We start from the raw sequence: 12,541 nt of genomic DNA, 5'->3' as shown, positions 1-12,541 counted from the left end.
CTTATGCTTTAATTCTGATTTCCTGATCTTCTTTCACGCTGCGCGCACCTTCAACAAGGATTTGATCACCTTCTTGAATACCATTTAGTATCTCAATCATGTTATCGCTTGTTTTGCCTGTTTTTATCAATCTCCTTTTCGCGACAGCGGTATCATAAGGTTCACCACTCTCACGATTTGTTGCCACCATAACATATTGCTCACCATTTGAGTTTTCACTTATCACGGAAAGCGGTATTAAAATAGCGTCTTCTCTAGTGTAGTCATTGATTTTGAGCCTCGCGGTAAGATTAGGCTTGATATTGCCGTTCTCACTATCTACAGGAATCTCGATTTTAAATGAGCGGTTTGCTGGATTGATAAAGGAGCTGGTCTGGCGCACCTTGCTGTTCATGGTTTTACCCAACACTGGGAACTCGACCTCAACGTCCGTTCCTGCCTCGATATCTGCGATGTAGGTCTCTGGAACTTCTACCTCTATATACATGTCATCTAGGTTGACAATTCTCATGAGTCTTGTCATTCCTGGTGTCACGGTATTTCCTTGCTCTGTAATTACATCGTCGATGACGCCAGAAAATGGTGCTGTTACAACTGTTTTGGCCAATTGCTGCTGCATGCTGCGTATGGCACTTTGCTGGGATTCATAGGCTGTTTTTGCCTGTAGGAATTGAATCTCTGACCCTATGTTTTGATCCCAAAGTCTCTTTTGACGCTCATAAGTTGTTCTGGCAAGCTCTGACTGGACTTTCATTTGCTCGATTTGCTGTGCAAGGCCACCGTCATCAATGCGAGCCAATCGCTGCCCACGAGAAACGCGTTGTCCTTCCTTAACATAAACCTGAGTCAGTACTCCAGCCATCTCTGGCATTAATGTGACATTTTGTTTTGTGTCCACGCTACCTTGTAGTTCTACATAGTGCTTGAAGAGCGTGTCGTTAACTGTCTTGACGCTTACCAGTGATCCAGCACGTTTCACAGCGTTATTGTCCATGTAATTTTCAATGGAACGTATCTCATTCTCCAGCTCTTTCTTCTGGTTGAGCAACTCTGTCTTGCGTTGTGCAATGGCATCTGTCTCACCAGCAGCAATCAACTCGTCAACGCTGGGTTCACCACCGCCACAAGACGCTAGTAATACAGTACTTATAATAAGGATGCTTAAATGTTTCATGATAATCTTGTTATGGTGGTATGGTTAGTCTCTTGTGATAATATATTCTGGTGTATTCAATATGGTTTCTAGTGCTGCCTTATTGGTGATTACTTGAAACATGCTGTTCAAGTAATCGCCTTGTGCGGCATACAGTTGTGTTTGCGCCTGTCGCAATTCAAAACTGCTGGCAATACCTTCTTGAAATTTTATTTGGTTTTTGTTCTCAACGCGCTCTGCAAGGGCAAGGTTTTTCTTGTTAGTCAAATAGGTGTCAATGGCCAGTTGATATTGATTTTGTGCACTCTCATAATTGAGTTTGATCTCTTGTTGGGTGCGCTCAAAGTCGGTAAGAGCCTGATCGTAGGCAATCTTTGCACGTTGGGTGCGAGCGGTGCGACCTAGCGAACTAAAAATAGGTACTTGAATACTTAAACCAGCAGTAGATTGCTGGAACCATGGCGTACTGCTGTCAAAAAAGACAAAATCCTCGTCAAACGCCTGTGTACCATAATTCACAAAACCGCTTACTCTAGGCAGCGCCTTAGCACGTTCCAACTTGTATTCCAGCCTGCGTTGTTCAGTAAAATTATAGGCGATCTGGTAATCTACTGCTTGTTCCATGTCCAGGTTTTGACCAGTCAAGGCCAGATCGATGGTTTTTACAGCAAGACTTTCAAGGTCCTCGCTCAACGCAACATCTGCCGCAAGGTCGATGCCTAGCGCTAGCTGAAACATGTCCATGGCAATCTCTACCTGTCGCTGTGCGCTGTTAAGTTGGTTTTGTAATTGCAGTGCTGTAATTTGTAATTGCTCTACATCTTCTTCTTCGGCGAGACCGTTTTCAAAAATCTTTTCAGTCTCGTTGAGGTTTTCCTGTAGGTTCTCTAGATTCTTAGATAGAATATCCACATTTTCTTGAGCCAGCAATACGCCGCCGTAGGCATTGATGACGCCTTTGCGCACCTCTAGTTTTGTCTTATTGTTGGCATTCTCGCTAAAATCCAGAAAAGTCTGTGATGCCTCAAGTGCCACGATATAAGAACCGTCAAAAATGAGTTGCGTAAGTGTTGCAGTGAGATTAGCACTTTGACGTGGAGCAAATGGTACCGCGACAAAAGTGCCTGGCTGTGCATCTGGATCAATAATTTGTGCAGGTAAGGCTGTTTGAGGAATCTTGATATTGTAATTATAGCCAGCCTCGCCATTGATTTGCGGTAATCCGGTCGATGTTGTTTCCCACTTTTGCTTCAGCGCTTTAGCGATATCCCTTTTGGCATTAATAGCCTGATAATTATTCTCCAGCGCATAATTGATCGCCTCTTCTAGGGTAAAGCTGTAGGATTGCGGTGCAGTAGTGTCTGTGGTGGATTGCGCTTTCGCGAAAGCGTAACCAAACAAAATCATCACCGTTATAATTGTACTTCTCATTACTCGTGGTTTGTGTCGGTTAGTTCATTTAATATTTTACGGCCAGCTGGTGTCACGATGCCGCGCAAGTGGTACTCTAGATATTGATCGTAGAGGTCATTCACTGGGAAATCCTCAGCAGGGAAAATGCTGATGTTCTTGATGCCTTGAATGCCTACAAAGTACATGCGCGCCACAAAGGCCGCATCAATATTGTCGCGATAAAATCCTTGTTCAATGCCGCGCTCTACATTGCGTTTGATGCATTTGTCCATGTGGTCAAACTGCATGAGTTCGACTTTTCTGTGTACCTCTGGATAATATTTTTTGAGTTGGTAAACGGGTGAGGTATTGTCACCGCGCAACTGCTGCATGACAAACTTTTTGACATCATAAAGTTCCTCGATGGGATTGGCACTTTCTGACGCGCTAATGTCGTCCACGCCGTTGCATACATGCTCACAAAAATTAACGGATGCTGCATCCACCAGAGAACCCTTAGTACGATAATGGGTGTACAAGGTCTTCTTGCTCATACCCAATCGCGAGGCAATCTCGTCCATGGTAACACTCTTGAATCCCAGCGTGAGAAACAGATCCATGGATTCTTCTAGTATGCGTTCTTTGACTTCCATTGCTTAATTGAGCGGCAAAAATACGTATAGGAAACTTTAGAAACGATCAAAGTTTCCTAAGTTTTACAATCTTTTAACATTGAGAATGAGACTTATGATGGCTGGTTGGTTGCCACGACTTATTTTTGAATCATGACCAGCATCCATGACTATCGTGAGGTTTTTCTAGCCTATCTCAAGAAATCAATTACCCAAACAAAGCCAGTAGGATTGTACGATCCAGTACACTATATCCTTGATCTAGGCGGTAAGCGACTGCGACCGGTAATGACTTTACTCGCAGCAGATGTGTATGGAGAAGATTATACCAAGGCGCTTGATGCTGCCGTTGCCGTTGAGGTGTTTCACAATTTTACCTTGTTGCATGACGACATCATGGATGCCGCACCGCTGCGTCGGGGTATGCCTACCGTACATAAAAAATGGGATGAGAATACAGGCATATTAAGTGGCGATGCCATGATGATACTGGCCTATCAATCCTTTAATGCTTATCAGGATGCGACCTATAAATCGCTCATGACACTTTTCTCAAAAACAGCGCTTGAGGTTTGTGAAGGGCAGCAGTATGATGTGGATTTTGAAACGCGAGATGATGTCACGGTAGACGAGTACCTGCTCATGATCAAGCTCAAGACGTCAGTTCTCGTGGCTTGTGCCTTGCAAATGGGTGCCATTATCGCAGGCAAGGATAGAAATGAGCAACAGCGTGTGTATCAGTATGGTATTGAATTGGGTCTGGCTTTTCAATTAATGGATGATTATCTGGATGCTTATGGCGATCCAGAGACCTTTGGCAAAGAAGTAGGTGGCGATATACGCGAGAATAAAAAGACCTATTTATACTTGATGAGTGAGGCAAATGCGACTTATACCAATGAGCTGCGAGCCTTGTTCAGCGTTGATCATGCTACACAAACAGACGAGCAAATTGACGCCAAAAAAGAAAAAGCAAAACAGCTATTTGATGCCAGCGGTGGCAAACAGGCAACGTTGGATGCTATCAAAAAGCATACGGCTCATGCATTAGAAATTATCGAGACGCTTGACATAAGCCAAGATCATAAAAAGATGCTGGCTGCATTTTCTAAGGATTTGATGTCTCGTATAAGCTAGCCATGAATCTCATCACCATTCAATCTAAACTTGAACAGAAACATCAAGTCTTTGCCATTTACCGCGCACAAGTCAATAAGGATCTAGAACGATCTGGATTTGAGGCTGTCCAAGCCGCAAGTCCTGATGAGTTTCTTAATGAATTAATAGAATTACTTAGCGAGGCGATTGAGGATAATGATCCTAAATTGCAGCAACTCTATTATCTCGCAGACGTCCAAGAAAAAAACCTAGAACATGGTATCGTTCTAGGTTTCTTATCTCGTGAATGGATTAAAATAAAATACCGCTTGAACCAATAGTCCAAGCGGTATCCTAATTTTTAAAGAGAACGATTAGTCCTCAATCTCCTCATTATATTCTTCGGTAGCATCTTTTAAGCGTGCTTCCATGCTGCGGCCATCATCGTCATTAAATTCTTCCATGAATTCCTCAATGGCATCCTTGCGGTTATCTACATATTTTTTTCTTGCTTTCACAAGCTCTCTGTTAAGATCATACATAGCTTCCTCGATTTCTTCAAGGTTTTCTAATTGTTGCTCTGCATCTACTGATTTGTCATTTTTGTACTTCTCATAGTATGCAATTTCTTCCTGTACATCTTCAATTTCATCTTCTACATCATCTACTAGTAGGTAAGATGGAATGTTTTGCGCTAGTGCTTTGAAATCTTTTTTAAGTGACGTCTCATACTTCATCTTCTCATCCATATCACCATCTCTCATCAAGATGTAATCTCTTTGTGCTTGATTAAAAGCATCAAATCCTGTGATGTAGATTAGGCCGTTATCACCATAATTTACATTGGTTGCAAAATCATTATACGCCGTATAATCAATATCACTCGCGTCAAGACCTTGACGTACACTAGCAATCTCGTCATTAAGATCTTCAACTGCAGTCTCTACTTTCATGAGGTGTCTCTTCATCGTTTCTTTTGACACGCTTTCATCCTCAAGATCTGCCTTAAAGCGATCCATGGCTACACGTGTGTCTTGTACCTCTTTCATGACAGCATTTGTCTTTAAATATGCAGGCATATTAGCCACAAATTTTTCAAAGGCATTATATGCTTCCATACCTACCATGTCCTCGCGCAAATCAGGCTTAGTAGATAAGTTTCTTACCTGCGTTTGCAATTCACCATACTCGGCAAAACTTTTTATCGTCACATTGTCCTCGTCATCTACCTCGACATTATCACGCATATCTTTACTCATACGCTCTGCATCCTCACGACTCATTTCTTGAGTATCCATATCTTCAGATGTTGAATCGCCAGTAGCGTCTTCATTATACTCGGTATCATTTGACGCGTTGTCTTTTTTCTTACTGTCATTACATGCTGTGATCGCCATTGAAAGGGCAAGCATGCTTAAAAATATCTTTTTCATAGTTGTTATTTTGATTTTGATGACAATCTATGATGATAGATACTTAGGTTTACTAATACTGTATTAACATAAGTTCATCTGGCTTAAAAACTGTTAATTGCAATCATTATTTATGATGCCGTTGTAAAGGCTTTAAGAGTTTATGTAAGAATTAAGTTTTTTTGGGTTACGCTTTCGCGAAAGCGTAATCATTAAAAACCCATTGCAAGAAACACGTTGAAGTACGGTCCAGAACTTCAATACAGGATATGATTTGTACAGGCGTAAGGCTAACTAGTTACATAGCCATCCTATCCACAGGCCACACATTATATGTTCAATTTAGAATCCAGTCTATCAAGTCGGCCTTATCGACAATAGACCAGCTATGTGGATGCCTCATTCCATTTGCTCTATATCCTTTATCGACAGTTGGAATGTATTCTACTTTGTTATAGCCTTGTTGGGTGAGAATCCTGTGCAGATCCTGGATATAAAATGCATTGGTCTCATCGTAAGAGGCCATTCTATTTTCTTGCCACCAAAGGGTATCTGGCTCCGTATAAAGTCTGATTTTGGTCTTTTTTAATTTCTTCAAATTAGAAATATTACCAGTGCTATAGGTGTAAATAGAACTTTGCTCATAATTTTCAATATGTTCATCTGGATTACCTAATCCGCTTCCTAGTTCTTTTAATAGCCAGGTGCTTTCTTGAATGGAAGGTTCAGAGAAGTCTCTTTCAATATTCTTCTCGGCAGTTCTATATAATACCTCTAGATCAATAGGCGAGTCAACGATGAACACTCCTTTTGGGTCGATATAAAATTGTTTGTGTCCTATAATAAAATCACTGATCAATAGGCTCACCACGCCGCCGCTAGAATAACCTCCAACAACTACATTTTCACTAGGTAAATGATGTTCTTCAAAAATATCCTGCAGACTGGTTGCGAGTTGACGTTTTTCATTTTCCTCTAGCCACAACTTTTGGTTGTAGTTGGACATTATCACTGCGATGCTGTTATTTCTGGCATCCTCAAGAATCGGGAATTCTCTTTTAATGCCTTCTGCATCTTCTGGGTAGCCGCCAAAAAGGATTAAAACAGCCTTGATTTCACTGGCTGGTTTGTAAAGCTGATAATCATCGCGAACAACTTTTTTGAATTCAGTCTCTCGTGTGGTTTGTCCTGCTTTTTCTTCATTACCTTGTTTACAAGAAGCAAAAGTGATTCCTATCACGAGGAAGATTAATATTCTATTCATTTGCATTGTCTAATTAATTACCTAAAACAATACCCTAACAAATGGCTGCAGTCCATTTCTATAAATACTGCGGCCTTCATTGTACAGCAAATCATACCTAGCGCCAAAAACAACGTTTCCAGTCGCATAACCTGCTCCTAGAAAAAGGGCAGGCACCCAATAATTCTCATCCCTAAATACATCATCTTCAAAATTTTGATTGACGTGTAGTAGTTCGAAGTCTGTACTTACTTGGATGAATTCAATAGGTTGGTAGATACTTATTAAACTTCCACCTAGAATGGTGCTGGAAAAATCCCGATTGTCGCCATTAAAATTGCGTTTTACATAACTACCATTCAAACCTACACCAACGCCAACTTGTGGATTCACTTGATAAATCGCCTGAGGTGCCAACTGCACGGCCTTGTATCCATTGCTAAAATTGAGCCCTATATTACCACCATACCGTACACGCTGCCAGAAATCACTGCCATCTTGTTGTATATTTTGAGCAGAGGTGAAATGGCATCCGGCAAAAAAGCAAAACACAAATAGTAGTGAGACATAAGTCGAAATATTCTTCATAGCGTGCTATATTAGGGCAATCGTTATAAATATACAAAAGGTTGCCTAGGGCACGAGCAATTCTTTATTTTTGCAATAACTATTGAAAGCGGGAAAATTCCCGAATACTTTATGGATAGATTTTCTTTTCTGAACGCAGCACACACTGCCTACTTTGCACAACTTTACGATGAATATTTAATAAATCCAGATCAGGTCGAGCCGTCGTGGCGTGCCTTTTTTCAAGGCTTTGATTTTGGGATGGAGTCTGCTGGCGATGGCGAGACGCAGGTAGTTTATCGAGATAATGCTGGCGACCAGCAATCTGTAGGCGTGCCAGACCAGATGCGTAAGGAGTTTCAAGTAGTACAATTGATCGATGGCTACCGCACACGCGGCCATTTGTTCACACAAACCAATCCAGTGCGCAAGCGTCGTCAATATCAGCCTACGTTGGATCTGGAAAATTTTGGATTGAGCGATGCAGATCTATCGACAGAGTTTGAAAGCGGCGAGCTGGTAGGACTCGGTAAAACCAGCCTTAAAAATATTATATCGCACCTCAAGCAGGTGTATTGTGAGAGTATAGGTGTAGAGTACATGTATGTGCGCTCACCAGAACAGGTAAAGTGGATCCAGAGTTGGTTGCACCGCAACAATAATCATCCAGACTTTAATAAAGATCAAAAAGTACAGATTCTCAAGAAGCTTAACGAGGCCGTTTCTTTTGAATCATTCCTGCATACCAAATATGTAGGTCAAAAGCGTTTCTCACTAGAAGGTAATGAGTCACTTATTCCAGCACTGGATTCTCTCATCGAGAATGCTGCCGATAAAGGTGTTGACCAGTTTGTGTTAGGAATGGCTCACCGTGGCCGATTGAATGTATTGACTAATATTTTTGGTAAGCCAGTAAAAGACATTTTTTCAGAGTTTGATGGTAAGGATTATGAGCAGGACATTTTTGATGGTGATGTAAAATATCACTTGGGTTATACTAGTAAGCGCAAGACAGATAACGGCAACAACATTAATATTAATATTGTTCCCAATCCATCGCACCTAGAAACAGTAGGTGCTGTTGTTGAAGGTATTACCAGAGCCAAACAAGACATGCACACACCAGATGATGCCAGCAAGGTCTTGCCTATCGTATTGCACGGTGATGCTGCTATTGCAGGTCAAGGTATCGTTTATGAGGTGATTCAAATGGAACAACTCGAGGCCTACAAAACTGCTGGTACCATTCACCTAGTAGTGAATAACCAGGTAGGTTTTACTACCAACTATCTGGATGGTCGATCATCTACTTATTCCACAGATATTGCTAAGGTTACGTTATCGCCAGTACTTCACGTCAATGCAGACGATGCCGAGGCTGTAGTACACGCGATGAACTTTGCGCTGGATTACCGTATGGAATTTGGCAAGGATGTGTTTATTGACCTATTAGGATATAGAAAGTACGGTCATAATGAAGGTGATGAGCCTAGATTTACCCAACCACAATTGTATAAAGCAATTAGCAAGCATAAAAACTCGCGTGATATTTATGCCGACAAGTTGCTCAAGGAAAATGTCATTGATAAAGGCAAGGTAAAAGAGCTTGAGAAAGTCTACAAAGACCGTCTTGAAGACGAGCTAGCTACCTCACGACAGATGGAAAATACCATCATCACACCGTTCATGCAGGATGAATGGGATGGTTATGAGACCGCTACCGAGGACGCCATGATGAAAAAAGTCAAAACGGGCGTTGAAAAGAAAAAATTACAGGAGATTACTAAGGTAATTTCCCAACTGCCAGAAGATCAAAACTTCATACGCAAGATCAAGAAAATTGTGGAGTCTAGACAGCAAATGTTTGATGACAACAAGATGGATTGGGCCATGGGCGAGCATCTTGCCTACGGTAGCTTGATGCAGGATGGCTACAATGTGCGCATGAGTGGACAAGATGTAGAGCGCGGAACGTTCTCTCACCGTCATGCGGTGGTCAAGTCAGAGAATCACGAGAACGAGTTTATCCTACACAACCACCTGGATGCAGATGGAAAGATGGAGATTTATAACTCACACCTGTCAGAATATGCGGTGGTAGGTTTTGAGTACGGTTATGCGATGGCACAGCCAGAAACGCTCACGATATGGGAAGCACAATTTGGTGATTTCTCAAACGGTGCGCAAATCATGATTGACCAGTACATCAGTGCTGGTGAGGACAAATGGAAAAACCAGAATGGTCTCGTGATGCTGTTGCCACACGGTTATGAAGGTCAAGGCGCAGAACATAGTAGTGCCCGCATGGAGCGTTACTTACAACTGTGTGCACGCGACAATATGTTTATGGCAAATTGTACCACGCCAGCCAACATGTTTCACCTGTTGAGACGCCAGATGTTGGTCAATTACCGCAAGCCACTAGTCGTGTTTACCCCTAAATCGTTATTGAGGTCGCCACGTGCAGTGAGCCCGATTGAGGAGTTTACAAAAGGTAGTTTTAAAGAGGTGATTGATGTTGATGGTGACGCTTTCGCGAAAGCTAAAACCCTAGTATTCACCAGTGGAAAATTCTACTATGACCTACTGGAATATAGAGAAGAACATGATCGTAACGACGTTGCTCTAGTAAGAGTAGAACAATTGTTCCCGCTACCAGTGGCAGATATCAAGAAGACCATCAAGAAATACGGTAGCAAGGATATCGTATGGGCTCAAGAAGAGCCGCGCAATATGGGAGCTTATGCACACCTATTGTTGCACATGGAAGAAACAAGAAACTGGCGCGTATGCTCCAGAAACATGTACGCCGCGCCAGCATCTGGTAGTGCAACCAGATCAAAGGCAAGACAGGCAAGAATAATTGAAGACGTATTTAATACCAACAAATAATATTATGGCTCTAGAAATGAAAGTGCCTTCACCAGGCGAGTCGATTACAGAAGTAGAAATAGCAGAATGGCTGGTTGCAGATGGCGATTGGGTCGAGAAAGATCAGGCCATTGCAGAGGTTGATAGCGACAAGGCAACACTGGAATTACCAGCTGAGGCTAGCGGTATTATCACGCTTAAGGCAGAAGAAGGCGATGCCGTTGCCGTAGGTGAGGTTGTTTGCCTGATTGATACAGAAGCGCCTAATCCTAATGGTGGTTCTCAAGATGTCGAGGACGCTCCTGAAACTTATGAAGGTGGTGATGAAGGCGGCGACGAGAGTGCCGAGGAAGATCTTAAAGAAGACTTTGAGGATACCAAAAACAAGAAGAACAGCGAGAAAGCACCACAGCCCAAGCAGGCTAAGGAAACTTATGCCAGCGGTACCGCAAGTCCTGCGGCCAAGAAAATCCTTGATGAGAAAGGCGTTGACAGTAAGAGCGTACAAGGTACAGGCCGTGATGGTCGCATCACTAAGGACGATGCTGTAAAAGCTGACGGCAAACCATCTATGGGAACGCCAGGATCTGGATCACGAGGCGAGTCTCGCAAGAAACTATCCATGCTGCGCCGCAAGGTCGCAGAGCGTCTGGTAAGTGCCAAAAATGAAACGGCTATGCTTACGACCTTTAACGAGGCAGACATGCATGCGATTTATGCATTGCGTACGGAGTATAAGGATTCCTTTAAAGCAAAACACGGCGTGTCGCTAGGCTTCATGTCTTTCTTCACTAAAGCAGTAGTAAGAGCACTAGAGATGTATCCAGCAGTCAACAGTATGATTGATGGCAAAGAAATGATTTCTTATGATTTTGCAGATATTTCCATCGCCGTATCAGGTCCTAAGGGATTGATGGTGCCCGTAATTAGAAATGCTGAAAATCTATCCTTTAGAGGTGTAGAGCAAGAAGTAAAACGTCTTGCATTAAGAGCGCGTGATGGAAACATCACCGTGGACGAAATGACAGGTGGAACGTTTACCATTACTAATGGTGGCGTTTTTGGAAGTATGATGAGCACACCTATCATCAATCCACCGCAAAGTGCGATTTTGGGAATGCATAACATCATCGAGCGACCAGTAGTAATCGATGGAGAGATTGTTGCACGGCCTATGATGTATCTAGCCGTTTCTTATGATCACAGAATCATCGATGGTAAAGAGTCCGTAGGCTTCTTAGTTGCCATCAAGGAAGCGTTAGAAAACCCAATCGAACTGTTGATGGATAATGATGTGAAGAAGGCGCTGGAATTATAGATTTCAATACTTATTCGAGCATAGTCGAAAACTATGTTAGAACGTTAGAATATTTAAGTAAGAAGAAAAGCGATCTCGATGAGGTCGCTTTTTTTATTGTGTCGAAACCATCCACTTTCTGCTCGTTTCTTAAGGTGAAGTAATTGAATACTATTTGATTACCTTCATCGTATGAACATCGTTAGACTGACTATGTTTTTGTTTACATTCTCAATGGTAGAATGTTATTCTCAGACAACAGAACCTTTATCGGAAGACAACTTTTATAATATCGGCGTTTCTGGCAATTATTATAAGGATTTAGATAATGAGATGGATTATTTTTTAGGTACTTGGATCCATGATGATGGTGATAATCAATTCACATTATTTATCAAGAAAGAGGAAAGAGTACCTTTCAATGGAAGTTTTAAAGATATGTTGGTAGGTGAGTACCGCTTTGTTCAAAATGGAATAGAAAAAGTAAACAGCTTGAACTTACTAGACACTAGATCGGGTAGAGCTCATTTGATTCATGGTAATTCCATAGTTTATAATTGTTGGTATTTAAATGCTAAAAATTGCAGAGATGGTGAACCAAGATTCGTGCTTAGAATAGACATACCAAACGTTGACCGTCCTTTGGGTACTATTAGCTTACATAAGCCAGCTGTCAATAGAAGTTTAGGACAAGAGCTGTTGATAGGCGAGATGGTATTTGAGTTTTTAGGCCATCTTCAAATTGGCGAGTCTCTTCCTGAGATAGATTTACCTTGGCAAGAGGATTATCTTTTTGTAAGGCAGTAATTAGATTTGTCGATACACAGATTTAAGGGTCTTTAAAGAAAATTAAAAGCTTATTTTGAATTAAATAGC

Annotated in this window: 11 protein-coding genes; 5 read left to right on the top strand and 6 right to left on the bottom strand. The window is 41.9% G+C overall.

Annotated elements, in window-relative coordinates:
* Position 1 precedes the first annotated feature (1 nt).
* Genes EJ995_RS01335 through EJ995_RS01325 form a run of 3 tightly spaced genes read right to left on the bottom strand, consistent with a single transcriptional unit; the run spans position 2 to position 3,198 of the window.
* Positions 2-1,174, bottom strand: a complete 1,173-nt coding sequence (locus EJ995_RS01335) for an efflux RND transporter periplasmic adaptor subunit (protein WP_126444869.1) — start codon at positions 1,172-1,174, stop codon at positions 2-4.
* A 24-nt stretch (positions 1,175-1,198) separates the two neighbouring features.
* Positions 1,199-2,584 (bottom strand): TolC family protein, encoded by a 1,386-nt coding sequence (locus EJ995_RS01330; protein WP_126444867.1) that lies wholly within the window; start codon positions 2,582-2,584, stop codon positions 1,199-1,201.
* Positions 2,584-3,198, bottom strand: coding sequence for a TetR/AcrR family transcriptional regulator (locus EJ995_RS01325; RefSeq protein ID WP_126444865.1), 615 nt, complete (start codon positions 3,196-3,198; stop codon positions 2,584-2,586). The genes EJ995_RS01330 and EJ995_RS01325 overlap by 1 nt, the downstream gene beginning before the upstream one ends.
* A 132-nt stretch (positions 3,199-3,330) precedes the next feature.
* Between EJ995_RS01325 and EJ995_RS01320 the strand changes: the two genes are divergently transcribed.
* The gene (locus EJ995_RS01320) at positions 3,331-4,314 is read left to right on the top strand and encodes a polyprenyl synthetase family protein (RefSeq protein WP_126444863.1); all 984 of its coding nucleotides are present in this window, start codon (positions 3,331-3,333) and stop codon (positions 4,312-4,314) included.
* Between the two features lie 2 nt (positions 4,315-4,316).
* A complete protein-coding gene (locus EJ995_RS01315) occupies positions 4,317-4,616 on the top strand; it encodes a hypothetical protein (RefSeq protein WP_126444861.1) in 300 nt (99 codons plus the stop codon).
* A 33-nt stretch (positions 4,617-4,649) separates the two neighbouring features.
* Here EJ995_RS01315 and EJ995_RS01310 read toward each other — a convergent pair whose 3' ends face one another.
* The 3 genes from EJ995_RS01310 to EJ995_RS01300 all read right to left on the bottom strand — a co-directional run bounded on the left by EJ995_RS01310 (position 4,650) and on the right by EJ995_RS01300 (position 7,518).
* Positions 4,650-5,708: a DNA gyrase subunit A family protein gene (locus EJ995_RS01310; protein WP_126444859.1), complete on the bottom strand. Its 1,059-nt coding sequence runs from the start codon at positions 5,706-5,708 to the stop codon at positions 4,650-4,652.
* 316 nt (positions 5,709-6,024) lie between these two features.
* On the bottom strand, positions 6,025-6,951 hold the full coding sequence (locus tag EJ995_RS01305; protein WP_126444857.1) for a hypothetical protein: 927 nt from the start codon (positions 6,949-6,951) through the stop codon (positions 6,025-6,027).
* Positions 6,952-6,972: 21 nt separating this feature from the next.
* On the bottom strand, positions 6,973-7,518 hold the full coding sequence (locus EJ995_RS01300) for an alpha-ketoglutarate decarboxylase (RefSeq protein ID WP_126444855.1): 546 nt from the start codon (positions 7,516-7,518) through the stop codon (positions 6,973-6,975).
* Positions 7,519-7,629: 111 nt separating this feature from the next.
* Between EJ995_RS01300 and EJ995_RS01295 the strand changes: the two genes are divergently transcribed.
* The 3 genes from EJ995_RS01295 (at position 7,630) to EJ995_RS01285 (ending at position 12,472) form a co-directional block, all read left to right on the top strand.
* Positions 7,630-10,389 carry a 2-oxoglutarate dehydrogenase E1 component gene (locus EJ995_RS01295; protein WP_126444853.1) on the top strand — a complete coding sequence of 920 codons (2,760 nt, stop codon included), beginning with the start codon at positions 7,630-7,632 and terminating at the stop codon, positions 10,387-10,389.
* Between the two features lie 4 nt (positions 10,390-10,393).
* A complete protein-coding gene (gene odhB / locus EJ995_RS01290; protein WP_126444851.1) occupies positions 10,394-11,686 on the top strand; it encodes a 2-oxoglutarate dehydrogenase complex dihydrolipoyllysine-residue succinyltransferase in 1,293 nt (430 codons plus the stop codon).
* 171 nt (positions 11,687-11,857) lie between these two features.
* Positions 11,858-12,472: a DUF6705 family protein gene (locus EJ995_RS01285; RefSeq protein ID WP_126444849.1), complete on the top strand. Its 615-nt coding sequence runs from the start codon at positions 11,858-11,860 to the stop codon at positions 12,470-12,472.
* The last annotated feature ends 69 nt before the right edge of the window (positions 12,473-12,541 follow it).

Origin of the sequence: Nonlabens ponticola (genome assembly GCF_003966335.1) — a bacterium.
GTDB lineage: Bacteria > Bacteroidota > Bacteroidia > Flavobacteriales > Flavobacteriaceae > Nonlabens > Nonlabens ponticola.
Note: the sequence above shows the minus strand (reverse complement) of the source record. Positions and strands in the feature narration are given on the sequence as shown.

What these genes read in the sequence shown, in the direction of transcription:
- EJ995_RS01335 (WP_126444869.1), bottom strand. Translation starts at nt 1,174, where the DNA reads ATGAAACATTTAAGCATCCTTATTATAAGTACTGTATTACTAGCGTCT.
- EJ995_RS01330 (WP_126444867.1), bottom strand. Translation starts at nt 2,584, where the DNA reads ATGAGAAGTACAATTATAACGGTGATGATTTTGTTTGGTTACGCTTTC.
- EJ995_RS01325 (WP_126444865.1), bottom strand. Translation starts at nt 3,198, where the DNA reads ATGGAAGTCAAAGAACGCATACTAGAAGAATCCATGGATCTGTTTCTC.
- EJ995_RS01320 (WP_126444863.1), top strand. Translation starts at nt 3,331, where the DNA reads ATGACCAGCATCCATGACTATCGTGAGGTTTTTCTAGCCTATCTCAAG.
- EJ995_RS01315 (WP_126444861.1), top strand. Translation starts at nt 4,317, where the DNA reads ATGAATCTCATCACCATTCAATCTAAACTTGAACAGAAACATCAAGTC.
- EJ995_RS01310 (WP_126444859.1), bottom strand. Translation starts at nt 5,708, where the DNA reads ATGAAAAAGATATTTTTAAGCATGCTTGCCCTTTCAATGGCGATCACA.
- EJ995_RS01305 (WP_126444857.1), bottom strand. Translation starts at nt 6,951, where the DNA reads ATGAATAGAATATTAATCTTCCTCGTGATAGGAATCACTTTTGCTTCT.
- EJ995_RS01300 (WP_126444855.1), bottom strand. Translation starts at nt 7,518, where the DNA reads ATGAAGAATATTTCGACTTATGTCTCACTACTATTTGTGTTTTGCTTT.
- EJ995_RS01295 (WP_126444853.1), top strand. Translation starts at nt 7,630, where the DNA reads ATGGATAGATTTTCTTTTCTGAACGCAGCACACACTGCCTACTTTGCA.
- odhB (WP_126444851.1), top strand. Translation starts at nt 10,394, where the DNA reads ATGGCTCTAGAAATGAAAGTGCCTTCACCAGGCGAGTCGATTACAGAA.
- EJ995_RS01285 (WP_126444849.1), top strand. Translation starts at nt 11,858, where the DNA reads ATGAACATCGTTAGACTGACTATGTTTTTGTTTACATTCTCAATGGTA.